This is a genomic window from Lysinibacillus sp. G01H, from assembly GCF_028872195.1.
Lineage (GTDB): Bacteria > Bacillota > Bacilli > Bacillales_A > Planococcaceae > Lysinibacillus > Lysinibacillus capsici.
In genome coordinates, this window is the sequence record NZ_CP118397.1 from 604,188 (window position 1) to 627,772 (window position 23,585).

General features: G+C 37.9%; 26 protein-coding genes. 25 read left to right on the forward strand and 1 reads right to left on the reverse strand.

The annotated features are described in order from the left end of the window. The first annotated feature begins 21 nt into the window (after window positions 1–21). From glyA to PSR12_RS03095, 25 genes are all read left to right on the forward strand, one after another. Window positions 22–1,263, forward strand: a complete 1,242-nt coding sequence (gene glyA / locus PSR12_RS02975; RefSeq protein WP_274771521.1) for a serine hydroxymethyltransferase — start codon at window positions 22–24, stop codon at window positions 1,261–1,263. A gap of 285 nt (window positions 1,264–1,548) precedes the next feature. Then, entirely contained in the window at window positions 1,549–3,705 is a 2,157-nt protein-coding gene (locus PSR12_RS02980) for an EAL domain-containing protein (RefSeq protein ID WP_274771523.1), read from the forward strand. 124 nt (window positions 3,706–3,829) lie between these two features. Continuing rightward, window positions 3,830–4,459, forward strand: coding sequence for a uracil phosphoribosyltransferase (gene upp, locus PSR12_RS02985; RefSeq protein WP_004269470.1), 630 nt, complete (start codon window positions 3,830–3,832; stop codon window positions 4,457–4,459). A 157-nt stretch (window positions 4,460–4,616) separates the two neighbouring features. Then, window positions 4,617–5,738, forward strand: coding sequence for a non-hydrolyzing UDP-N-acetylglucosamine 2-epimerase (wecB, locus tag PSR12_RS02990; RefSeq protein ID WP_274771530.1), 1,122 nt, complete (start codon window positions 4,617–4,619; stop codon window positions 5,736–5,738). A gap of 537 nt (window positions 5,739–6,275) precedes the next feature. Continuing rightward, the gene (locus tag PSR12_RS02995; protein WP_004269472.1) at window positions 6,276–6,647 is read left to right on the forward strand and encodes an ATP synthase subunit I; all 372 of its coding nucleotides are present in this window, start codon (window positions 6,276–6,278) and stop codon (window positions 6,645–6,647) included. 36 nt (window positions 6,648–6,683) lie between these two features. Continuing rightward, window positions 6,684–7,394 (forward strand): F0F1 ATP synthase subunit A, encoded by a 711-nt coding sequence (gene atpB / locus PSR12_RS03000; RefSeq protein WP_016992758.1) that lies wholly within the window; start codon window positions 6,684–6,686, stop codon window positions 7,392–7,394. A 63-nt stretch (window positions 7,395–7,457) separates the two neighbouring features. Then, window positions 7,458–7,682 carry a F0F1 ATP synthase subunit C gene (gene atpE / locus PSR12_RS03005; protein WP_004269474.1) on the forward strand — a complete coding sequence of 75 codons (225 nt, stop codon included), beginning with the start codon at window positions 7,458–7,460 and terminating at the stop codon, window positions 7,680–7,682. Window positions 7,683–7,854: 172 nt separating this feature from the next. Beyond that, window positions 7,855–8,376 (forward strand): F0F1 ATP synthase subunit B, encoded by a 522-nt coding sequence (gene atpF / locus PSR12_RS03010; protein ID WP_016992759.1) that lies wholly within the window; start codon window positions 7,855–7,857, stop codon window positions 8,374–8,376. Next, a complete protein-coding gene (locus PSR12_RS03015; RefSeq protein WP_036076089.1) occupies window positions 8,373–8,909 on the forward strand; it encodes a F0F1 ATP synthase subunit delta in 537 nt (178 codons plus the stop codon). Before atpF ends, PSR12_RS03015 begins: the two co-directional genes overlap by 4 nt. 28 nt (window positions 8,910–8,937) lie before the next feature. Next, window positions 8,938–10,446: a F0F1 ATP synthase subunit alpha gene (gene atpA, locus PSR12_RS03020; protein ID WP_004269477.1), complete on the forward strand. Its 1,509-nt coding sequence runs from the start codon at window positions 8,938–8,940 to the stop codon at window positions 10,444–10,446. Window positions 10,447–10,493: 47 nt separating this feature from the next. After that, entirely contained in the window at window positions 10,494–11,351 is an 858-nt protein-coding gene (atpG, locus tag PSR12_RS03025; RefSeq protein WP_004269478.1) for an ATP synthase F1 subunit gamma, read from the forward strand. Window positions 11,352–11,402: 51 nt separating this feature from the next. Beyond that, window positions 11,403–12,818 (forward strand): F0F1 ATP synthase subunit beta, encoded by a 1,416-nt coding sequence (gene atpD, locus PSR12_RS03030; protein WP_004269479.1) that lies wholly within the window; start codon window positions 11,403–11,405, stop codon window positions 12,816–12,818. 24 nt (window positions 12,819–12,842) lie between these two features. Further along, on the forward strand, window positions 12,843–13,250 hold the full coding sequence (locus PSR12_RS03035; protein ID WP_004269480.1) for a F0F1 ATP synthase subunit epsilon: 408 nt from the start codon (window positions 12,843–12,845) through the stop codon (window positions 13,248–13,250). A 75-nt stretch (window positions 13,251–13,325) separates the two neighbouring features. After that, a complete protein-coding gene (locus tag PSR12_RS03040; RefSeq protein WP_004269481.1) occupies window positions 13,326–13,565 on the forward strand; it encodes a DUF1146 family protein in 240 nt (79 codons plus the stop codon). A gap of 464 nt (window positions 13,566–14,029) precedes the next feature. Next, window positions 14,030–15,340, forward strand: coding sequence for a UDP-N-acetylglucosamine 1-carboxyvinyltransferase (murA, locus tag PSR12_RS03045; RefSeq protein ID WP_036076091.1), 1,311 nt, complete (start codon window positions 14,030–14,032; stop codon window positions 15,338–15,340). Window positions 15,341–15,422: 82 nt separating this feature from the next. Beyond that, window positions 15,423–16,361 (forward strand): stage II sporulation protein D, encoded by a 939-nt coding sequence (spoIID, locus tag PSR12_RS03050; protein WP_446720647.1) that lies wholly within the window; start codon window positions 15,423–15,425, stop codon window positions 16,359–16,361. 37 nt (window positions 16,362–16,398) lie between these two features. Continuing rightward, window positions 16,399–17,076, forward strand: a complete 678-nt coding sequence (locus PSR12_RS03055) for a M23 family metallopeptidase (RefSeq protein WP_004269484.1) — start codon at window positions 16,399–16,401, stop codon at window positions 17,074–17,076. Window positions 17,077–17,232: 156 nt separating this feature from the next. Then, the gene (locus PSR12_RS03060; protein WP_004269485.1) at window positions 17,233–17,493 is read left to right on the forward strand and encodes a sporulation transcriptional regulator SpoIIID; all 261 of its coding nucleotides are present in this window, start codon (window positions 17,233–17,235) and stop codon (window positions 17,491–17,493) included. Window positions 17,494–17,703: 210 nt separating this feature from the next. Continuing rightward, on the forward strand, window positions 17,704–18,699 hold the full coding sequence (gene mreB, locus PSR12_RS03065; protein ID WP_004269486.1) for a rod shape-determining protein: 996 nt from the start codon (window positions 17,704–17,706) through the stop codon (window positions 18,697–18,699). 21 nt (window positions 18,700–18,720) lie between these two features. Next, on the forward strand, window positions 18,721–19,554 hold the full coding sequence (locus PSR12_RS03070) for a flagellar hook-basal body protein (protein ID WP_221679375.1): 834 nt from the start codon (window positions 18,721–18,723) through the stop codon (window positions 19,552–19,554). 24 nt (window positions 19,555–19,578) lie between these two features. Continuing rightward, entirely contained in the window at window positions 19,579–20,418 is an 840-nt protein-coding gene (locus PSR12_RS03075; protein ID WP_274771547.1) for a flagellar hook-basal body protein, read from the forward strand. 47 nt (window positions 20,419–20,465) lie between these two features. Then, window positions 20,466–20,756 (forward strand): DNA-directed RNA polymerase subunit beta, encoded by a 291-nt coding sequence (locus tag PSR12_RS03080; RefSeq protein ID WP_004269489.1) that lies wholly within the window; start codon window positions 20,466–20,468, stop codon window positions 20,754–20,756. A 56-nt stretch (window positions 20,757–20,812) separates the two neighbouring features. Continuing rightward, window positions 20,813–21,256, forward strand: a complete 444-nt coding sequence (fabZ, locus tag PSR12_RS03085) for a 3-hydroxyacyl-ACP dehydratase FabZ (protein WP_009371926.1) — start codon at window positions 20,813–20,815, stop codon at window positions 21,254–21,256. 147 nt (window positions 21,257–21,403) lie between these two features. Then, on the forward strand, window positions 21,404–21,787 hold the full coding sequence (locus PSR12_RS03090; protein ID WP_221679381.1) for a hypothetical protein: 384 nt from the start codon (window positions 21,404–21,406) through the stop codon (window positions 21,785–21,787). Between the two features lie 109 nt (window positions 21,788–21,896). After that, a complete protein-coding gene (locus PSR12_RS03095; protein ID WP_221679383.1) occupies window positions 21,897–22,322 on the forward strand; it encodes a hypothetical protein in 426 nt (141 codons plus the stop codon). Between the two features lie 258 nt (window positions 22,323–22,580). Here PSR12_RS03095 and PSR12_RS03100 read toward each other — a convergent pair whose 3' ends face one another. After that, window positions 22,581–23,549: a nuclease-related domain-containing protein gene (locus PSR12_RS03100; RefSeq protein WP_274773415.1), complete on the reverse strand. Its 969-nt coding sequence runs from the start codon at window positions 23,547–23,549 to the stop codon at window positions 22,581–22,583. Window positions 23,550–23,585 lie beyond the last annotated feature (36 nt).

Here is a 23,585-nt window from a genome sequence, read left to right on the forward strand (position 1 = left end):
CTTTAGGAGGCTTTTTCAAACATGGCATATGAAAAATTAGCAGTACAAGACAAAGCAGTATTAGATGGAATTCTTGCAGAAAAAACACGTCAGCAAGCAAATATTGAATTGATTGCATCAGAAAACTTTGTATCCGAAGCAGTGATGGAAGCGCAAGGATCTATACTGACAAATAAATACGCTGAAGGTTATCCTGGTAAACGCTATTATGGTGGCTGTGAGCATGTAGACGTAGTAGAAGATATTGCACGTGATCGTGTAAAAGAACTCTTCGGAGCAGAATATGCAAATGTACAACCTCACTCAGGTGCACAGGCAAACATGGCTGTTTACCATACGATTCTAGAACCAGGTGACACAGTTCTTGGTATGAACCTTTCACATGGTGGTCACTTAACACATGGTTCTCCAGTAAACTTCTCTGGAATTCTATATAATTTTGTAGAGTATGGAGTAACTCAAGATACACAAGTGATTGATTATGAAGATGTACGACAAAAGGCTTTAGAGCATAAACCGAAACTTATTGTTGCAGGTGCATCTGCTTATCCACGTGAAATTGACTTCTCTAAATTCCGTGAAATTGCAGATGAAGTGGGTGCCTATTTCATGGTGGATATGGCACACATTGCTGGACTTGTTGCTGCTGGCGAACATCAATCACCAGTGCCATATGCTGATTTTGTTACATCAACTACACATAAAACATTACGTGGACCACGTGGTGGATTAATTCTTGCTTCAAAAGAATGGGAGCAAAAATTAAATAAATCTGTATTCCCAGGAATTCAAGGTGGCCCATTAATGCATGTTATCGCTGCAAAAGCTGTAGCATTTGGAGAAGCTTTACAACCAGAATTTAAAGACTATGCAAAACAAATTAAAGCCAATGCAAAGGCATTAGCAGAAGTATTAATTGCTGAGGGTGTTGAAATTGTTTCTGGTGGTACAGATAACCATTTATTATTGCTAAATGTTAAATCTCTTGGCTTAACAGGTAAAGTAGCAGAGCACGCACTAGATGAAGTGGGTATTACAACAAATAAAAATACAATCCCTTACGATACTGAATCTCCATTTGTCACTTCTGGAATTCGTATTGGTACTCCAGCTGTCACTTCTCGTGGCTTTAAAGAGGAAGATATGAAAGAAGTAGGAGCAATTATAGCAGCTGTTCTTAAAAACCCTGAAGATGAGGCAGTTAAAGCAGATGCAAAAGATCGTGTGAAGGCATTAACTGATAAGCATCCATTATATGTATAATCAATAGAATAATAGCTGTGTTTAAAGTACAAAATTTACTTTAAATACAGCTTTTTATTTTGGAAATGAAAGATTAAACTGTAAAAAACATCTTTTTTCTAATAAAGTAGAATAATCCTCTTATTTTTGAATAAATTTACATAAAAACGGTATAAAGGGATATATTATAGTAGGCAGAGGACAGATAGTGTCCTAGAAAAGAAGTTTTTTTTAATAAAAGTGAAAATTTAATTAAATTTTATGTACAATGGAAATGAGATGAAGTGATAGAAAAGGAGGGGTTGGATGGTCACTAAATCGTTAAACACAGATTATGATGTATTATTAAACAGCATTCGCAAATTAGGGAATAATTCTAAAGAAAGCTACGTTATTTTTGATGCGACAAAGCATCATTGCATATTGGAGTGTAATGATTCTTTTTGTATGCTTACTAATGCTGCACGTTCACAAGTTCTCAATACTGATTATTTTTCATGGCTATCTATGGACGAAAAAAAGACAACCATTGGAATGATTAAAGAAAAAATACATAACGGAATAATGGTGCAGGCGAAGCTATATCATAACGGCATCAATAAACCTCCCTTCTGGGCAGAAATACAAGCATTACCATTTTGCAATGATGCAAATATAACGCAATTTGTTTTAGTATTTGTGAAGGATGTTACATATTATCATACGGAAGACTTCTTAATGCGTTTAGAAAATGATATGTACAGGGCAATTGAGAAGGAGTTTACTTTCGAACAAAAGATGAAGATTATTTGTCATGGTCTCGATGAATTTTTTATGCCAAATATTGCGAGTATGGTGCTTATAAAAACAGAAGTAAACCAATTACAAGTTTTCATAGGAGATAATCAAACAGAGAGCGTACCAAGATGTTGTGCAAACAATGATTTCTTTAATAAGGTCATGCAATCAGAAACATCTACTTTCATAGAGAACTTAGATGAAGTGAATATTCCTGAAGAACATAAGCAATATGCTTCGCTAGCGAAAAAGCCGCATGGATGGTTTATACCTATACGAAATCAACAGCGGCAAGTAATAGGTGTTTTTTCGATCTTTAGCCAAAAAACACAAAGTGACCAAATGTTTAAAAATATGTTTCGAAAAATAGGTGCTCTTGTTGCATTGGCTTATTCGTATGCAAGGACGCAGAAAAAAATTTGGGATTTAGCCTATACAGACATTACAACAGGTTTACCTAATCGTCACAGCTTTGTTAATACGATTGAAAGAGAAGTTCAACAGGGTCAAAGCGGCTTTATAAAAATATTAAAACCTAGTGAATTTCATCAAGTAGTTGAACTGTATGGCCGTGAAATTGGTGATGAACTATTAAGACAACTTGCCAAACGTCTTGAGCAAGACAAATCGGAAAATAATGAGTATGTTGCTAGATTTACAAGCTCTAGTTTGATTATGACTACAATGTCACTTCATGAAAATTTGCATGATTATGAGATGAGAATAAAAGAAACGATTCGCCAGCCTTTTATTATAGGAGGAAAGCAAATCTATATTACATTAAAAACGGGAATTGCTTCCTATAATGATGACATAAATATTAATGATGCGATCCGTTTTGCAGATAATGCGTTATCCTTTGCAATTGATCGACCAGGCACACATACAGAAATATTTACAACAGAGAAAAATGATGTGCTTGTACAGAAGATGACGGTCTTGAATCATTTATCAGAAGCCATCAAAAATAAAGAAATTACAGTCCATTTACAGCCTAAAGTAGATTTACGCAATGGAGAAATTCAAAGTATTGAAGCACTTGCAAGGTGGATTTCTCCAAAATTGGGTTTTGTTTCACCAGCAGTCTTTATTCCAGTAGCAGAGAGTGCTGGTAAGGTTCGAGAAATTGATGTGCTTATTTTAGAGACGGTACTCTCATGGCTTTCAGAACGACAACGCCTAGGAAAGAAATTAGTGAAAATAGCAGTCAATATTTCACCCGATCATTTTTACTACACACACTTTGTTCAGGACACGCTGAAACTTGTACAGAAATATAAAATTGACCCTAGCTACATTATCTTAGAAGTGACAGAAAATATTGGTTTAGTAGATTTTCAATCAGCCTATAAGATCATTCAAGAGCTAAAGAGCTATGGCTTTAAAACATCCGTAGATGATTTTGGAACAGGCTTTTCTTCATTAAGCTATTTGCAACAACTGCCATTTGCTGAATTAAAGATTGATCGTAGCTTTATTAATGCTATTGAAGATCCTGCAACACTTGCTATTGTTCGCTCTATCATTCAGTTAGCATTAAATTTAGGAATGATTTCAGTGGCAGAGGGCATAGAGACAGAGGAACAGGTTGAAATTCTACGTGCGCTAGGTTGCACTGTAGGACAAGGTTATTTCTATTTTAAGCCAATGCCAATTGAACAATTAGATATAATCCTTGATCAATAATTTAGTTTTGATAAAAGAATAGATGATAAATGGAGTTGTCCTAAATTTATTTTTGAGGCGACTCCTTTTTTCTGTTATACTAGTTGAGATAAAAATGAATCCGAACGGTGAGGAGAGAATCCCTTTGAGCAAAGTCTATGTATTTGATCATCCACTAATCCAACACAAATTAACTTATATTCGCGACAAGAATACAGGAACAAAAGAATTTCGTGAGCTAGTAGACGAAGTGGCAACACTAATGGCATTTGAAATTACACGTGATATGCCAGTAGAGGAAATTGAAATTGAAACACCTGTAACAATTGCAAAAACAAAAGTACTTTCTGGTAAAAAACTTGCAATCGTACCGATTCTACGTGCAGGTATCGGCATGGTGGATGGCGTATTAAAGCTTATCCCAGCTGCAAAAGTTGGTCATATTGGTCTTTATCGTGATCCAGAAACATTAAAACCAGTTGAATATTATGCAAAACTTCCTGCAGATGTTGAAGAACGTGATTTCATCATTGTAGATCCAATGCTTGCAACTGGTGGTTCTGCAGTGGAGGCAATTCATTCATTGAAAAAGCGTGGAGCTAAAAACATTAAATTCATGTGCTTAATCGCTGCTCCAGAGGGTGTAAAAGCTATTCAAGAAGAACATTCGGATGTAGATATTTACATTGCTGCACTTGATGAAAAATTAAATGACCATGGCTATATTGTACCTGGCTTAGGTGATGCGGGAGACCGCCTATTCGGTACAAAATAAAAATTAATACATGATATTTCCTCATTTAGGAAACTAATAACTTGTGAAAGCGTCCTTCAAATTGAAGGGCGTTTCATAGTATGTGTAGGTAAGTAACCCCTCATCATCGGGTAGATTGACCTTACATACAATAACAAAAAGGACGGTGCAGATCGTTTTGATAAAGAAATGGAAAGTAATGACGATTTTTGGTACAAGACCAGAAGCAATTAAAATGGCTCCTCTTGTTTTGGAGTTACAAAAGTATCCTAAGCAAATAGAATCTATTGTAACGGTAACAGCACAGCATCGCCAAATGCTCGATCAAGTATTAGAGACATTTAGTATTACACCAAACTATGACTTAAATATTATGAAGGATCGCCAAACATTAATTGATGTAACGACAAACGCCTTACAGGGTTTAGATAAAGTAATGAAAGAAGCACAACCAGATATCGTTTTAGTACATGGTGATACAGCGACGACTTTCATTGCGAGTCTTGCTGCGTTCTATAACCAAATTGCTATAGGGCATGTAGAAGCGGGACTTCGAACATGGAACAAATATTCACCATATCCAGAGGAAATGAATCGTCAACTAACAGGCGTGATGGCTGATTTACATTTTGCGCCAACAGAAGTATCTAAAAAGAATCTATTAGATGAGAATAAAAATCCAGAAACAATTTTTGTTACAGGAAATACAGCAATAGACGCATTAGCAACAACGGTCAGTGAACACTACACACATCCGGTATTAGATAAAATAGGCGAAGATCGTATGATTTTATTAACGGCACATCGTCGCGAAAATCTTGGTGAGCCAATGCGCCATATGTTTAAAGCGATTACCAGAATACTAGCAGAACATGAAGATGTTCAAGTTGTTTATCCAGTTCATATGAATCCGGCTGTAAGAGAAATTGCGAATGAAATTTTAGGGAAAAATAAACGAGTGCATTTAATTGAGCCTCTTGAAGTATTTGATTTCCATAACTTTGCAGCAAATTCATATATGATCTTAACGGATTCAGGTGGTGTGCAAGAAGAGGCCCCTTCATTAGGGAAGCCAGTACTTGTACTTAGAGATACAACAGAACGTCCAGAAGGAATTGCAGCAGGAACATTAAAGCTTGCAGGCACAGAAGAGGAAACAATTTATGCCCTAGCAAAGGAATTACTAACAGATAATAATGCCTACGAAGCAATGGCTAAAGCATCAAATCCATATGGTGATGGACATGCATCTAAGCGTATTGTTGAAGCGTTGCTAGGATTTTTACAAAAAACTAAATAAAATACTATATTTTATAATAAAAATAAGTCTAATGTACCTGTTGAAATGGGTAAGCTAATTTACGAGCATAATCTTGTCGTAAATTAGCTTTTTTTATGCGTGAGCAGGTTTTGAAATTTTGAAACTATGAAATTTCATACACAAATTTGTCAACAATTTGACAAGAGTATAGAGGCTGTGAAGTTTTTCTCCTTTACCAATTGACTTCAAATATCACCTATTGTATGCTTACAAAGGGTAAGAATGATAAGGGTTTCTGTTTATAAATAGGACGTTGAAACACTTGTTATATCAACTTTCTACTAAATTGACAGTTCAAAATAAAACTGTCGATTTGCAACGTTTTGTGCGTTTCGGTTTTTACCGAGTCGGTAAGGGGTGTAAGTTATTTTTTTGGGCATTTACACCTGTAATTGAAATGACTCTCCCATTACTATTCCGCTGTGAGTAGTGCTTTTCACTGCTCTTTTCTGATTTCACATAGTGGTCAGCAAACGTTTTCATTACTCGAAAAAACGATTCAGGAGATTACAACCAATGCTAGATTTGCATCACATTTTTGCTGTGCAGAAGAGGGCGTTATTTTTTTTGCTTGCACTCTGCGCATTAGGCTGGGGATTTACCCCCTATCAAACTGTTTTTGCGGGCATCGCAGTCGGTGCATTCTTTGGTACGTATAATTTTTGGATTCTAGTTCGGCGTATGGAGAAGTTTGACAGATCCATTAGTGAAGGGAAGAAAATAGGCTCACTTGGTACAGCGCTTCGCTTTGGATCAGGTGTTGCGGCAGTCGCAATAGCCATTTCGTTGCCAAACTATTTTCACTTAATTAGCACGGTTATAGGGCTAATGATTCCGTACGTTTTTCTCTTTGTCGAGAGAATTGTGTCACATGTAAGGAACCGCTAATGTGCTTTAAATTAGAAAGAGAGGTGAAAAATAACAATGAATCATGAAGCTCCGTTACTAGAAGTCGGTTTTTTAACATTTAACTTATCAACAGTTATGATGTTACTAGTTGCAGCAATTATCGTATTTTTAATTGCCTTTATTTCAACTAGAAGCCTAAAGTTAAAACCTACTGGTATGCAAAACTTTATGGAATGGATTATGGATTTCGTTAAGAATATCATTAAAAGCAACATGGATTGGAAAACTGGTGGTCGATTCCACGTTCTAGGTATCACACTAATTATGTTTATCGCAGTATCTAACTTACTAGGTCTTCCTTTCTCAATTGTCTATGGGCATGAGCTATGGTGGAAATCACCAACAGCTGACCCTACAGTAACGATGACGTTAGCAGCAATGATATTAGTCTTAACGCATTTCTATGGTGTAAAAATGAAGGGTACAGGTCATTATGTAGGTACATTCTTCAAACCAATGTCATTCATGTTCCCACTTAAATTAGTAGAAGAATTTGCAAACACATTAACATTAGGTTTACGTCTTTACGGTAACATTTACGCGGGTGAGATTTTACTTGGCTTACTTGCAGGTTTAGCATCATCAGGTGCTGTGGGATTCATCGGGGCAATCGTTCCTATGATGGCATGGCAAGGTTTCTCAATTTTCATCGGCTTTATCCAAGCCTTTATCTTTACAATGTTAACAATGGTTTACATGGCTCATAAAGTGAGCGATGACCATTAATATAAAGCATATACCCTATGCTTGAACAACAAAAACAAACAATTCCAAGGAGGAAATTTTCAAATGACAGGTTCATTAGGTTTATTAGCAGCAGCAATCGCAATCGGTTTAGGTGCACTTGGTGCAGGTATTGGTAACGGTCTTATCGTATCAAAAACAGTAGAAGGTATCGCTCGCCAACCAGAAGCTCGTGGCGTTCTTCAAACTACAATGTTCATCGGGGTTGCATTAGTTGAGGCCCTACCGATCATCGCAGTAGTAGTAGCATTCATCGTAATGAACAAATAATTCAGTTGAACACTGAATTTTACTAGTGGCGAAGCAGGATTCTCCAGATGAAACTTCGCCCTTCATTTTGGAACGGATAAAAGCTATGTGTAAATATAGCTTTTTAAAATAGGTAGTTTTTTAGTCACTATATTATGTTGAAGTTAAAGCTCTTGAAGGGAGTGAAACAATCGTGTTTTTAGATAATCTTGTACTAGGTGCAGGCGGTGCTTCGTTAAATAGTGGAGATATCATCGCAACATTAGTTATTTTCATCGTATTAATGTTACTACTAAAGAAATTCGCTTGGGGTCCACTTATGGGCATTATGCAACAACGTGAAGAATTAGTAGCGAGTGAAATCGAAGCAGCTGAAAAAGCGCGCAAAGAATCGCACCAATTTTTAGAAGAACAAAAGAGCCTTCTTAAGGAAGCTCGTACAGAAGCACAATCGATTGTTGAGGGCGCTAAGAAGCAAGGCGAATTACAAAAAGAAGAAATTCTTACTGTAGCTCGTAATGAAGCAAACCGCTTAAAAGAATCGGCTTTACGTGAAATCGAGTCTGAAAAAGAAAAAGCTATTGCAGCTGTACGTGATGAAGTCGTTTCATTATCTGTACTTGCAGCATCTAAAGTCCTTAGCAAAGAGATTTCTGAGGCAGACAACCGTGCTCTAATTGAAGAGACGATTGCGAAGGCAGGGGAAGCTCGATGAGTAATTCAACTGTAGCAAAACGTTACGCTCAAGCGCTTTTTGAATTGGCGCAACAAAAAAATATTCTTACTGAAGTAGGAGCAGACTTAAGTGAACTAACAAAAGTAGTAAAAGAATCTCCTGATTTTTTAACGCTTTTAAATGCACCTAAGTTCTCCGTCGAACGAAAAAAACAAATGGTAGCTGACATCTTTAATGGTGCAACACCAGAAGTTTTACACACTGTTCAACTTCTAGTTGAGAAAAAACGTGTAAACGAGATGACACAAATTGCTAAGGCATATGCTGAACTTGCTGCGCAAGCACAAGGCACTGCAGATGCAACAGTATTTTCAACACGTGCACTTTCTGCAGAAGAAAGCGCTAATATTTCAGCAGCGTTCGCGAAACTTGTTGGAAAACAATCATTAAATATTACAAACGAAGTTGATCCATCTTTACTTGGTGGTATTCGTGTTCAAATCGGTAACCATATTTATGATAGCTCAGTAGCAAACAAACTAGAGCGTCTAAAACGTGAATTAATCGGTTAATAATTTAGAAATGTGAGAGGTGACATACATGGGCATCAAGGCTGAAGAAATCAGCAGTCTGATTAAACAACAGATTGAGAATTATGAATCTGAACTTAAAGTAAGCGAAGTTGGTACAGTTATCCGTATTGGTGACGGTATTGCTCTTGCTCATGGCCTCGACAACGCCATGGCTGGAGAACTACTAGAGTTCTCTAATGGTGTTATGGGTATGGCTCAAAACCTAGAAGAAGGTAACGTTGGTATCGTAATCTTAGGTCCATACACTGACATCAAAGAAGGCGATGAAGTTCGTCGTACAGGTCGTATCATGGAAGTACCAGTTGGTGAAGAACTAATTGGTCGTGTTGTAAACCCACTTGGACAACCAGTGGATGGACAAGGTCCTATCAACACTACAAAATCTCGTCCAATCGAAAGTCCTGCTTTCGGTGTAATGGCTCGTAAATCAGTACACGAACCACTACAAACTGGTATTAAAGCGATTGACGCATTAGTACCAATCGGTCGTGGTCAACGTGAGTTAATCATCGGTGACCGTCAAACTGGTAAAACATCTGTAGCTATCGATACAATTCTTAACCAAAATGACCAAAACATGATTTGTATCTACGTAGCAATCGGTCAAAAAGAATCTACTGTACGTGGTGTTGTAGAAACTCTTCGTAAACATGGCGCTTTAGATTACACAATCGTTGTGACAGCTTCTGCTTCTCAACCAGCTCCATTATTATTCTTAGCACCATTTGCTGGTGTATCTATGGCTGAAGAATTCATGTTACAAGGTAAACACGTATTAATCGTGTATGATGATCTTTCTAAACAAGCATCAGCTTACCGTGAACTTTCACTTCTTCTTCGCCGTCCTCCAGGTCGTGAAGCATATCCTGGTGACGTTTTCTACTTACACAGCCGCTTACTTGAACGTGCTGCGAAGTTAAATGAAACATATCAAAATGGTTCAATTACAGCTCTTCCATTCGTTGAGACACAAGCTGGGGATATCTCTGCATACATCCCAACTAACGTAATCTCAATCACTGATGGACAAATCTTCTTACAATCTGACTTATTCAACTCAGGTGTACGTCCAGCGATTAACGCCGGTCTTTCTGTATCACGTGTAGGTGGATCTGCTCAAATTAAAGCGATGAAAAAAGTTGCGGGTACACTACGTCTTGACTTAGCTGCATTCCGTGAGCTTGAATCATTTGCTCAATTTGGTTCAGATTTAGATAAAGTAACACTTGCTAAACTTGAGCGTGGTAAACGTACGGTTGAAGTTCTTAAACAAGACCTTAACAAACCACTAAAAGTTGAAAAACAAGTTGCGATCCTTTACGCATTAACTAAAGGTCATTTAGATGATATTCCAGTACAAGATATCGTTCGCTTCGAATCAGAATTCTTAAGCTGGTTAGATTCAAACCACACAAACGTTTTAGATCATGTTCGTACTACTAAAGAGCTTGCTCCTGATGCGGATTATGAAGCAGCAATCAATGCATTCAAAAAAACTTTCGCTAAATCAGAATAAGTTCTAGCTAGTCACTTGATTAAAAAACAGAAGGTGGTGAAATACCAGTGGTAAACTTACGCGAAATTAAAGGTCGTATTACTTCAACAAAGAGTACGAAGCAAATTACAAAAGCAATGCAGATGGTTTCTTCTTCTAAGTTACGTCGTGCAGAGCAAAATGCTAAAGCTTACGTTCCTTACATGGAAAAAATTCAGGACGTAGTAGGCGCGATCGCTTCAGGCACAAAAGACAGCGGACATCCAATGTTAACTGCTCGTCCTGTTAAGAAAACGGCTTACTTAGTCATTGGTTCTGACCGTGGTCTTGCAGGTGCTTACAACTCAAGTATCCTACGTCAAGTACAACGTACAATTAACGAGCGTCATAAATCAAAAGACGAATACGTTATTTTAGCAGTAGGTCGTGTTGTTCGTGACTACTTTGTGAAACGTGATCATAATGTCATCAGTAATGTTGTCGGTCTACCTGACCAACCGACATTTGCTGATATAAAAGAAATCGCTCGTAATGCTGTTGGTATGTTCATTGATGGTACGTATGACGAACTTTATATGTACTATAATCACTTTGTCAGCGCTATTGCTAGCGAAGTGACAGAGAAAAAACTTCTTCCATTAACAGATATTGCCCCTGCAAGCGGTACTGCTTCTTATGAATTCGAGCCATCTGGTGAAGCAATTCTAGAAGTTTTACTTCCACAATATGCGGAAAGCTTAGTTTATGGCGCATTATTAGATGGAAAAGCAAGTGAACATGCTTCTCGTATGACGGCTATGAAAAATGCAACAGATAATGCAACTGATCTTATTTCAGACCTTTCTTTGCAATATAACCGTGCACGTCAAGCGGCGATTACACAAGAAATTACAGAAATCGTTGGTGGAGCTGCAGCCTTAGAATAGGCAAGCAGCTTCCCAATGTCGTATAAGAATACGATAGGAGGGTACACAGTAATGAATAAAGGACATGTTATTCAAGTAATGGGTCCAGTTGTTGACGTTAAATTCGACAATGGCCAATTACCAGCAATCTATAACGCTTTAACTGTTAAGATTGAACGTCCTAATGAAGAACCAACAATTCTTGCATTAGAAGTTGCGCTTCATTTAGGTGATGATTCTGTTCGTACAATTGCGATGTCATCTACTGATGGCTTACAACGTGGAGCAGAAGTAACAGACTTAGGAAAAGCTATCTCAGTACCAGTTGGTGAAGTTACACTAGGTCGTGTATTCAACGTACTTGGAGAAGTAATTGACTTAGGTGAAGAGATTCCAGCAGACGCACGTCGTGATTCAATTCACCGTGAAGCACCAACTTTCGAGAATCTTTCAACTACAGTTGAAATTCTTGAAACAGGTATCAAAGTAGTAGACTTACTTGCACCATATATCAAAGGTGGTAAAATCGGTCTATTCGGTGGTGCCGGTGTAGGTAAAACTGTATTAATCCAAGAATTAATCAACAATATCGCACAAGAGCACTCTGGTATCTCTGTATTCGCTGGTGTAGGTGAGCGTACTCGTGAAGGGAACGACTTATTCTTCGAAATGAGCGATTCAGGCGTTATCAAGCAAACAGCGATGGTATTCGGTCAAATGAACGAGCCACCTGGTGCACGTATGCGTGTAGCTTTAACTGGTCTTACAATGGCGGAATACTTCCGTGATGAGCAAGGCCAAGACGTACTTTTATTCATCGACAATATCTTCCGTTTCACACAAGCAGGTTCTGAGGTTTCTGCCCTATTAGGTCGTATGCCTTCTGCGGTAGGTTACCAACCAACACTTGCAACTGAAATGGGTAAACTACAAGAGCGTATCACATCTACGAACAAAGGATCTGTAACTTCTATTCAAGCGATTTATGTACCAGCCGATGACTATACTGACCCGGCTCCGGCTACAACTTTCGCCCACTTAGATGCAACAACTAACCTTGAGCGTAAATTATCTGAAATGGGTATCTACCCTGCGGTTGACCCATTAGCTTCGACTTCTCGTGCATTATCACCTGAAATCGTAGGCGCTGAGCACTACGCAATTGCTACTGGTGTACAACGTACAATCCAACGTTACCGTGAATTACAAGATATCATTGCAATCTTAGGTATGGATGAGTTATCTGATGAAGATAAACAAACAGTAGAACGTGCTCGTCGTATTCAATTCTTCTTATCACAAAACTTCCACGTAGCGGAACAATTCACTGGTCAAAAAGGTTCTTATGTACCTGTAAAAGAAACTGTTCGTTCATTCAAGGAAATCCTTGATGGCAAATGGGATCATCTACCAGAAGATGCTTTCCGTCTAGTTGGTTCAATTGATGAAGTAGTTGAAAAAGCGAAAAGCATGGGCGTAGAGGTTTAATACTAGGGACGAGGAGGAAAAAATATGAAGACAGTTCTAGTCAATATTGTCACTCCCGACGGCCCAGTATACGATTCTGAAGTATCAATGGTAATCGCTAAAACAACTTCAGGAGAAATCGGTGTTCTTGCAGGCCATATTCCAATGGTTGCTCCACTTGCAATTGGTGCAGTGAAGCTTAAAAAAGAAAACGGTTCGACTGATATTGTTGCTGTAAGCGGTGGTTTCATTGAAGTTCGTCCAGAAAAAATCTCAATTTTAGCGCCGTCTGCTGAAATTGCTGAAAGCATCGATGTTCAACGTGCTAAAGAAGCCGTTAAACGTGCTGAAGGACGTCTTCAAAGTAAACAAGACAACATTGATTTCAAACGTGCTGACCTAGCATTAAAACGTGCGTTGAATCGTATCAACGTTCATGAGGGTAATATCTAATTCATTTTTAACGGGCAGATATCGCATCTGCCCGTTTTTTAAGGTGAATAAATATAGAGAAATGGAGGATGCTACATGGAAATATATGAAGCGATTGGCCAAGAAGCTTTATTGGGTATTTTATCTCACCTGTTTTTTATTGCTATTACTTTTTACGCCTTACAAGCTTTTATGATCGAAAAACTATTTAAAAAGAATCGAGTTTTTCAAATTCAGCTCATTTATATTTTACTTAGTATTGCGATAGGCTCAGCAGTATCAAATTTCTTTCTTCAAATATCTAGCTGGTCAGGCAAACTCCCTTATTTATTTTAAAGAATTTGTTTCTTTCTTTCATAAATTTATAGGTCTACATGCTTCAAAGGACTTTATAATACCATTTGTGTGGCCCTTTGAACTATGTAAAAAGACGCTAATGCATTAAATTCTTATGAATTTCACGCTATTAGCTACCAAGATACCCATTGATAAATGTACGATAATAGGTGCCCGCCACTTCATTTTTTATAGAAAAAAATGAAAAGTTGTTTTTTATTCATATATCTTTGGGTATGTATTAGAAGCGAACGGGTTATTGGTCATTCACAAAAAAAATTTAGCAGCGTACAATAAATAAATAGCAAAAAATCTAATAATAGCTTAAAATAGTGATTTGGACGCTTGAACGAGCGTTAGAAAAGTTGTACTATAGAGTTGTTTGTTTACTGATTATGACATTATACTTCTTTATTAAAATAAAAATTTGGTAGGTTAATAGATTGAATTCGGAGGGACATAGGGTGGATAAAATAATAGTGACTGGCGGCCAAAAACTACAGGGAAAAGTACGTGTAGAGGGCGCAAAAAATGCAGTGTTACCAATACTTGCAGCAGCTTTACTTGCTTCAAAAGGAGAAAATGTAATTAAAGAAGTCCCTAATTTAGCAGACGTCTTTACAATAAATGAAGTACTTAAAAGTTTAAACGCAGCAGTTACATATATACCTGAAGATAATGCCGTATATATAGATGCAACAAAAGAACTTTCAAGTGAAGCACAATTTGAATTTGTTAGTAAAATGCGTGCATCTATTTTAGTAATGGGATCTCTACTTGCTCGTAATGGCTATGCTCGTGTAGCACTTCCTGGAGGCTGTGCAATTGGATCACGTCCGATTGAATTACACTTAAAAGGCTTTGAAGCAATGGGTGCAAAAATTTCATTTGGCCATGGCTATGTTGAGGCGAAGACAGAGGGTCGCTTAAAAGGGGCTAATGTGTATTTGGATTTCCCAAGTGTTGGGGCGACTGAAAATATTATGACAGCTGCATCTTTAGCTGAAGGGACAACTGTAATTGAAAATGCAGCGAAAGAGCCTGAAATCGTGGATCTTGCAAACTTTATTAATAGTATGGGTGGCCGTGTAATCGGTGCGGGGACAAATACGATTCGTATCGAAGGAGTCGATACATTATATGGAGTAGAGCATCATATTATTCCTGACCGTATTGAAGCTGGTACATTTATGGTAGCAGCAGCTATTACTAGAGGAGATGTGGTGATTGAAAACGCAGTTCCTGAGCATATGACTGCTTTAATAGCTAAAATGCGTGAGATGGGCGTAGAAATTACTGAGTTGGATGAAGGTATCCGTGTACGAGTTCCTCAAACACTAAAAGCAGTTGATATCAAAACAATGCCACATCCTGGTTTCCCAACAGATATGCAATCACAAATGATGGCGTTAATGCTTACTGCTGAAGGTACGAGTATTATTACAGAAACGGTATTCGAAAACCGTTTTATGCATGTTGAGGAGTTCCGTCGCATGAATGCTGGTGCTAAAATAGAGGGACGTTCTGTGTTTATCGAGGGGCCTGTGGATCTTCAGGGAGCTGAGGTAATGGCAACGGATTTACGAGCTGCGGCTGCATTAATTTTAGCGGGTCTTGTATCTGAAGGAATGACACGTGTCACAAAACTTCATCATTTAGATCGTGGTTATGTTGATTTCCATGGAAAGTTAGCATCTCTTGGTGCTAATATTGAACGTATTACAGAAGAAGTAGTGACAATTGAAGATGTAACAGTTGAATTGCCTACAAACTAAATAGATTTTAAAACCCTTTGCTTTTTTAAGCAGAGGGTTTTTGTTTTCTCATAACTACAAGAAATCTAGCATATTATTCCTTATGAAAAAATGGATGATTAGTATAGGTGTCATTTGCTTGATTGGAGCATTATATATGCTTCCTTTAGTAGGGTTTAGTGAAAGACAAGAGGCTATCATACCTCAAGCTAGTGATAAGAATGCTTGTGAAATATTTATAGAAGTGGAGGGGCAAGAAGAAAAAATCCCTTTGGAAACGTATATTACAGGGGTAGTTGCTGCAGAAATGCCCGTTTCTTTTAAAAAAGAGGCACTGAAGGCACAAGCTATTGCAGCACGCACATATGCTTTGAAAACGACAAATTACGGTAAAATTGCGATCGCCCCAACTGTGGCAAAGCAAGTCTTCTATGATGAAGAACAAAGAAAGGCGAATTGGGCTAGCAATTTCCTGGGAAATGAAAAGAAAATTGTCGAAGCTATCAATGAAACAGAAGGACAAGTTATTCTTTATAATAATGAATTGATTACAGCTATGTTTCATTCAACAAGCAATGGTAAAACAGAAAGCGCTTATGGATATGGTGGAAATGATATACCATATTTGCAAAGTGTTGCAAGTATATCTGATCAAGCATCTCCTAAGTTTGAGGCTGAACAAGAATGGACTTTAGCTCAATGGAATAAGCTCTGGCCTATACAATGGCAACCTAGTGATTTTAATCGTATTCAGTTATTTTATAATGATTCTGGGCGAGTAGAACGTTTACAGCTAGGGAATAACGTCTGGACAGGGAGAGAGGTAAGAACGCTCCTTGGTATTCCATCAACTGATTTCACAATCATCTTTAATGCCAATAAAAGAAAGGTTCAAGTGAAAACTCAAGGTTATGGGCATGGAGTGGGCATGAGTCAATATGGAGCTGAGGCAATGGCAAATGAAGGGAAATCTGCTGCCGAAATTTTACACTATTATTATCAAGATATTGAAATAAAAAAAATAGATGCATGTTTAAAATAACTTCTAGTTGTTCACACTGCAACTAGAGGTGATGAAAATGAGAGAGGATAAAAATAACAAAGCTTCTCAAAACCAAGATCCAAATCAAAAGGAAAATGGCCAATTACAAAAGAAACCGTGGTTTTGGCCAGTAGTTTACACAGGTGGTGCACTTGTTCTAGCAGGATTGTTATTTGGTTACAATAGTCTCGTATCAAAAGTAGAAGAGGCTCCTTTACCAGATTTAGCTGAAGTAGATCCAGGTCCTGTAGTGGAAACGAATGCACGTACAGAAAACATGATGTATCCATTCAAAGAAGAGAATTTTAGTAAAGTACAAGTCTTACAAGAATTTTACGAGTTAGAGGCAAATGAAGAGTCTCGTGAAAATGCACTAATGGTATTTAATCAAACATTTACTACATCTTCTGGAATCTCTATTGCTATGAATGGTGAAGAATTTGAAGTACTAGCTGCAATGAGTGGTAAAGTACTAGAGGTAAAACTAGACGCATTTACAGGCAATAAGATCGTGATCGAACATCCAAATGGCATGCAGACACATTATAGCTCTGTGAAGGATATCGCTGTTAAAGAAGGCGATGAGGTTACACAAGGTCAAGCATTAGGAAAAGCGACTGACAACGAGTGGAATCAAGCGGCTGGCGTCCACATGCATTTCGAAATTCTTGAAAACGGAAAATATATCAATCCGAAAAAATTACTAGCTTTTTAATGAGAAAAGCTAGTAACGCATAAAAAGTCAGCATTTTATCAAGAAAATGCAAAACGTGTTCTGAATAGCTTTGTCCTCACATAAGGTGAAGAAATGCGCAAATGTGCATCTGATTGCCAAAGCATTTTGTGAAATTGTGTGGAAAGGACGAAGAACGTGCATGAGCACATTCGGAAGCGCTGCATACGCCTCGGTGAATTACTGATTGAGACGCGTGAGACTGTGCGTGTCCTCGCGAAAATGACTGGTTATTCAAAAAGTACGGTGCACAAGGATTTAACAGAGCGATTACCAACAATTCATGAAGGATTAGCTGACCAAGTGAAAGAAATACTCGCCTACCATAAGGCCGTACGTCATATTCGCGGAGGAGAAGCAACGAAAAACAAGTGGAAAGAAAGAGCGAGTCAAGAATGATTCGTTCTTTTTTGTTGTGTTGGACAAACATAAGTGATGATTTTCTAAGGAATAGTAATTCTATATTATAGCCGTTCACTGCGTAAAAAGAAAACAGTCTTATTCACTAAATTTAGGTGAAATTACCAATAGAATATGATAAAATATTCTAGATAAAGAGATAAAATGAACGTTATGTAGTTGGAACTGGCGGGAAGGAGAAATTATAAAATGTTTTCGAAAGATATTGGCATTGACTTAGGGACTGCGAACGTATTAATCCACGTTAAAGGGAAAGGGATTGTCCTCAATGAACCATCTGTTGTGGCGATCGATAAAAAGACAAATAAAGTATTAGCGGTAGGGGAAGAAGCCCGCCAAATGGTAGGGAGAACGCCAGGTAATATCACAGCTATTCGTCCACTAAGAGACGGAGTCATTGCAGATTTTGATGTGACAGAGGCGATGTTAAGACATTTCATCAATAAATTAAACGTAAAAGGATTTTTGGCGAAACCACGCATATTAATTTGTTGTCCAACGAATATTACAAGTGTTGAACAAAAGGCAATTCGTGAAGCTGCTGAAAAATCCGGTGGTAAAAAAGTATATTTAGAGGAAGAGCCAAAAGTAGCAGCAATAGGTGCTGGAATGGATATCTTCCAACCAAGTGGAAATATGGTAGTCGATATCGGGGGCGGAACAACAGATATCGCAGTTCTATCAATGGGTGATATCGTAACAAGTGAATCCATTAAAGTAGCAGGCGATGTGTTTGATAACGATATTTTGCAATATATTAAAAAAGAATATAAATTGCTAATTGGGGAACGTACTGCAGAGGCAATCAAAATGACAATTGGTACAGTTTTCAAAGGTAGTCGCAATGATACAATGGATATTCGTGGCCGTGATATGGTAACGGGTTTACCACGTACAATTACAATTGAGTCTGAAGAAATTGAACGTGCACTACATGAATCAGTAGCCATGATTGTCCAGTCAGCTAAAAATGTCTTAGAAAAAACACCACCTGAACTATCAGCCGATATCATTGATCGTGGAGTGATTATAACTGGTGGTGGTGCATTATTACATGGAATGGACCAGCTATTAATAGAAGAGCTAAAGGTACCTGTTTTCATTGCAGAGAGACCTATGGATTGTGTAGCCATTGGTACAGGTATCATGCTTGAAAATATTGATCGTGTGCCAGCATCCTTATAAAATTAAAATGAGGTGATTTCTTTGTTTAAAGGATTTTATACAGTTGCAACAGGTATGATCACGCAACAAAGAAGAACAGAATTACTTACCAATAATTTATCAAATGCGAATACACCAGGATTTAAGGCAGATCAATCTACGATTCGCTCATTCCCAGATATGCTAATGTCTAGCATTGGAAAAACAAATGCTCCTGCTCACCAACAAGCCGGCGCTGAATATATGAGTCAAGTAGGAGCTTTAAATACAGGGACATATTTACAAGAAACATTACCAAATTACATACAAGGCCAAATCTATAACACTGATTTTACAACAGATATGGCATTGATTAATGGAAACTTACCACAAAATGAAGATGGTGTTACGGGTTCAATTTTCTTCCGACTAGAACATCCTGCTGGTGGTGAGGCTTACACACGTAATGGTAATTTCACATTAGATGGGCAAGGCTATTTAGTTAACGGTCAAGGATTATATGTACTAAATGATGCTGGGCAACGTATCCAGCTACCAAATGATGATTTCCGATTAGATGAAAGTGGCGCTATCTTTGTAAATAATCAACAAGTAGCTCGTGTTGGTGTATCATTTGCTGCTAACCCGAACATGCTACAAAAACAAGATAATGGCCTTATTCGTACAGAAAATGGTGAGAACTTGCCAACAGCTTATGGAGCGAATGGTGTTTCCTTTACACTACGTCAAAACTTTTTAGAAGGGTCAAACGTAGATTCTAGTCGCACAATGACAGATTTAATGACTGCCTACCGTGCATTTGAAGCAAACCAAAAAGTATTACAAGCTTATGATCGTAGCATGGAGAAGGCTGTAAATGAAATCGGAAAAATTTAATGGGCGAACAGGAGGCTTTTATCAATGCTACGTACAATGATTACAGCTACAAACACAATGGGGCAATTACAAAACAAACTGGATACAATTAGTAATAACATTGCTAACAGTAATACAACGGGCTATAAAACAAAGGAAGCATCCTTTAATGAATTACTTTATCAGCAATTTAATAATGATAAGCAGGATCGCGCAGAACGACAAACACCTGTTGGTATTCGCTATGGATCTGGTGCAATGGTCGGCCAAATTAAATCCAATGAAAAGCAAGGTTCATTACAAACAACTAATCGTGATTTAGACTTAGCTTTCACAAAAGCGAAACAATATTTCAATATTTTGATGCCAGATGGTGAAAATGGAACTGAAACAGTGTATACTCGACAAGGTGACTTTTATTTATCTCCATTGAATAATGGAACAGTTATGCTTGTAACAGCAGAGGGTTATCCAGTAGCTAATGCTGCAGGACAAGCTATTACATTACCCGACACGGTTCAAAAGTTTGCTGTTCGAGATGGTGGCGTATTAGAAGCAGCTTATCAAAATGGAGATATAATTCGTACGAATTTAGCTGTAACAGAATTCCAAAAGCCGCAATTAATGGAGCATGTTGCCGGTTCTTATATGGGATTACCTAATAATTTAGCTGAACTTGGCTATACGCAGGCGGAAGTTTTGACAGAGCTTGTGGGAGCCAACCGTCAGCAAATTGGCATGCAAAGTGGTACACTAGAAATGTCCAATGTTAACCTCTCGAAAGAAATGACAGAACTCATTCAAACACAACGTTCTTATCAATTCAACGCAAGAGCGGTGACATTAGCAGATCAAATGCTTGGACTAATTAATGGCATTCGATAGCAAGTTATCCAAAAGCGCATAGTAAGGAATGAAGAGGAGTACAATCTATGACAAACGATTCACGTCGACGTTCTGTGCCGACACAAGAAACCGATACGCAACCGCAACCAGAAAAGAAAGAACGCCGCTCGACTGGAGAGCAACGCGAGGTTCGATGGGTGCAAATCCGACTGATTCCGATTTGGTTACGCATTGTAATTGTTCTCATTTTAGTCGTTGTTGCCGCAGCATTAGGCGCAATGTTTGGCTTTAGCGTTATTGGAGAAGGCAATGCTATGGATATTTTTAAACGAGAAACATGGCAGCATATATTTGATATTATGAATGGTAAAGAATAACATTATTCTTTACCTTACTTTGTGTATACATACTTAATTTTTGAGGGGGAAATGACATGTTATCTGCAGAACAAATACAAGCAATTTTACCACACCGCTATCCTTTTTTATTCGTAGATCGCATCATTGAATTAGAAGAAGGGAAGCGTGCAGTAGGATTAAAAAACGTTTCAATCAACGAAGATTTTTTTAATGGGCACTTCCCAGGTTATCCAGTTATGCCGGGTGTGTTAATTGTGGAAGCTTTAGCTCAAGTAGGTGGAGTGGCTTTATTAAATGCTGAAGAATTTAAGGGTCGTTTAGCATTTTTAACGGGTGTTGATAATTGTCGTTTCAAGCGTCAAGTCGTACCTGGCGACCAACTTAAATTGGAAGTAGAATTTGTAAAACTTCGTGGCGCAATGGGTAAAGGTCATGGTGTAGCAACGGTAGATGGAGAACTTGTATGTGAAGCCGATATTCTATTTGCCATTGGGCCTGAACAGCCTAAACAAGCTTAATTTGCATTTGTAGACCAAAAGATATAAAATAGATAAAGTCAAGTCAAAAATTGATTAGTAGGTTCTTAAATTGCGATGGTAAATAAGCGATTGTGAATTGAAATAGATGTAATTTTTAGGTTTTACAAACGTAGGAGGATTATTAAGATGTATAAGGAATTGTCTTCAGGTATTAAAATTAGCATTACTCGTTCGATTTCAACATCTTTTGAAACATACTTAGCAAGTATTGGTTGGGATGAAGAGCGCTTTTCCATGGAAGACTTCATTGCAAACTGGCAGACTTATTTTCAGGAGAATGCCGCGTGGATCGAAAAAATCCCTTCTGATACATTGATGAGCGCACAGTTTCATGAAGAAATGGCACAAAAAATCGATGAGGTTATTGCCAAAATTTTAAATGAAGAACCAACAGCACAGCAAGTCGAAACAATCGAGGCATTGCAAAAAGAGCTAGGCACAAACTATAGCTACGACTGTAAAGCAGAGGCAGCATATATTGAACAGTTATTAAAAGAAAAACAAAAATAGTTTGTACAAAAATCGGATAGTTCCCTCCTTTCTCGGGCAATCTATGTAGGATCACAAATACAGTAGATGTATTTGATGACATAGTACCCAAGAAAGGAGGTTTTTTACTATGTGGAAAATGTCATTTTTAACCATCATTCTTGCAACTGCATTCCTTGGAGGTTGTAACTGGGGAAATAATGCAGTAGAAGATCACCCTGTTCGAGAAGTCGAGAATGACGTACGTCGAGGAGTCGACGATGTCGAAGACGCATTAGATCCGAATAATCGTGATGATGCATACGATCGCAATAATGTAAATGGGAATGGTGTAGATCGAGGTACTGTTAACGATAATACAACATTACCTGAAGCAACAACACCTGGTTCAAATGCCGATATGAACGGCACAAACGGCTACGACAACACACCAAATGCAAACGGTGTAAATGGTGTTGAACGTAATGACAACATGAACGGTAACAATAAAAATGATGTTGTCGACGATAAAGTAAACAACACTGAAAAATACCGTGATGGTATGAACAACCGATAACATAAAAAGAGTGTTTCCTCTGCGGAAAACACTCTTTTTTCAATTTAGAGGAAAGCGAAGTGAATACCCGCGAAAGCAGAGTGAATACCCGCGAAAGCGAAGTGAATACCCGCGAAAGCAGAGTGAATACCCGCGAAAGCGAAGTGAATACCCGCGAAAGCAAAGTGAATACCCGCGGAAGCGAAGTGAATACCCGCTGAAGCAAAGTGAATACCCGCGGAAGCAGAGTGAATACCTGCAAGCTAAGCAAAACCCCCATCAAAAAAAATTCTTCATATGCTCCAGTAAGTTTTCAGGTAAATGGTAAACACGATTCTTATAGGTACCGGTATATGGAAACTGAAACTTCCGTAGCAATCGAGTAGCTGCATCGCTAGAATTAATTCTAAAAAACGCTCGTAACTGTTTATTGGTAATAGAATGACTAATCAATAACCGATAATCAAGCATAGCCTCTGCGAAAATTTCTATACTTCTATAATGACAAAATGAACATTTCCAAATGCCACGATGAAAGTACATATTATTTTGATAGGTACATTTTGGACAAAGAACACCGTGTCGAAATCGTGATGGGGAAATCGATGTATGAATTTGAGGAATCATCTGTTTAGAAAGTAGCGCGTTCACTAATTGGGTTAAATGATTATCCGTCATTAATTTTTTAGGGTGCTTTTTAAAAAGCGACTGGAGATACTTATGAAGACCGGACGCATGAAAAATGGGGAGAGTACTAGTTGAATTGACGATGATTGTGGAAGGATTTGCTATAACAACAGCCCCTTCAACAGGAAGGGAATAACTTGCAATAAGATTTTTAAGAAATCCCCTATGACGCTCAGTTTGAGTAAGAGCATTTGGAAATCCTTCAACAGTACCATCAACCTTTGTGCGTATGCATTGATGTGTGTGTTGATCAAATTCAAGACGACCATGTATGTTTTTGATTTCTACAACCAACATAAAATGAGGACAAATAAAAAGCGTATCAATCTGATGCAGATGTTGAGCCGAGTTCATAAGACATAAATTATGTAAGACAAAAAAGGTATTTGGGTATATTAATTCATGCCATACGCGATCAACTTTTTGTTCGCCAGCAAACCCTGCATCTAGTCGACGATACTGCTCTTGATAATAATGAAATTCTACATCATCCTTTAAAAGGCGCCTCATCAAAGCCTCAAGCCATAATAATTTTAAAGGCTTCTTCCTTATAGCAACCACCAAATGTAACCCTCCTTTTTTAAATTGTATTGTACA

Bases quoted from the DNA above. Each gene is read 5' to 3' on its own strand.
- glyA (WP_274771521.1), top strand. From the start codon at position 22: ATGGCATATGAAAAATTAGCAGTACAAGACAAAGCAGTATTAGATGGA.
- PSR12_RS02980 (WP_274771523.1), top strand. From the start codon at position 1,549: ATGGTCACTAAATCGTTAAACACAGATTATGATGTATTATTAAACAGC.
- PSR12_RS02995 (WP_004269472.1), top strand. From the start codon at position 6,276: ATGCTAGATTTGCATCACATTTTTGCTGTGCAGAAGAGGGCGTTATTT.
- atpB (WP_016992758.1), top strand. From the start codon at position 6,684: ATGAATCATGAAGCTCCGTTACTAGAAGTCGGTTTTTTAACATTTAAC.
- atpE (WP_004269474.1), top strand. From the start codon at position 7,458: ATGACAGGTTCATTAGGTTTATTAGCAGCAGCAATCGCAATCGGTTTA.
- PSR12_RS03015 (WP_036076089.1), top strand. From the start codon at position 8,373: ATGAGTAATTCAACTGTAGCAAAACGTTACGCTCAAGCGCTTTTTGAA.
- atpA (WP_004269477.1), top strand. From the start codon at position 8,938: ATGGGCATCAAGGCTGAAGAAATCAGCAGTCTGATTAAACAACAGATT.
- atpD (WP_004269479.1), top strand. From the start codon at position 11,403: ATGAATAAAGGACATGTTATTCAAGTAATGGGTCCAGTTGTTGACGTT.
- PSR12_RS03035 (WP_004269480.1), top strand. From the start codon at position 12,843: ATGAAGACAGTTCTAGTCAATATTGTCACTCCCGACGGCCCAGTATAC.
- PSR12_RS03040 (WP_004269481.1), top strand. From the start codon at position 13,326: ATGGAAATATATGAAGCGATTGGCCAAGAAGCTTTATTGGGTATTTTA.
- spoIID (WP_446720647.1), top strand. From the start codon at position 15,423: ATGAAAAAATGGATGATTAGTATAGGTGTCATTTGCTTGATTGGAGCA.
- PSR12_RS03055 (WP_004269484.1), top strand. From the start codon at position 16,399: ATGAGAGAGGATAAAAATAACAAAGCTTCTCAAAACCAAGATCCAAAT.
- mreB (WP_004269486.1), top strand. From the start codon at position 17,704: ATGTTTTCGAAAGATATTGGCATTGACTTAGGGACTGCGAACGTATTA.
- PSR12_RS03075 (WP_274771547.1), top strand. From the start codon at position 19,579: ATGCTACGTACAATGATTACAGCTACAAACACAATGGGGCAATTACAA.
- PSR12_RS03080 (WP_004269489.1), top strand. From the start codon at position 20,466: ATGACAAACGATTCACGTCGACGTTCTGTGCCGACACAAGAAACCGAT.
- fabZ (WP_009371926.1), top strand. From the start codon at position 20,813: ATGTTATCTGCAGAACAAATACAAGCAATTTTACCACACCGCTATCCT.
- PSR12_RS03090 (WP_221679381.1), top strand. From the start codon at position 21,404: ATGTATAAGGAATTGTCTTCAGGTATTAAAATTAGCATTACTCGTTCG.
- PSR12_RS03095 (WP_221679383.1), top strand. From the start codon at position 21,897: ATGTGGAAAATGTCATTTTTAACCATCATTCTTGCAACTGCATTCCTT.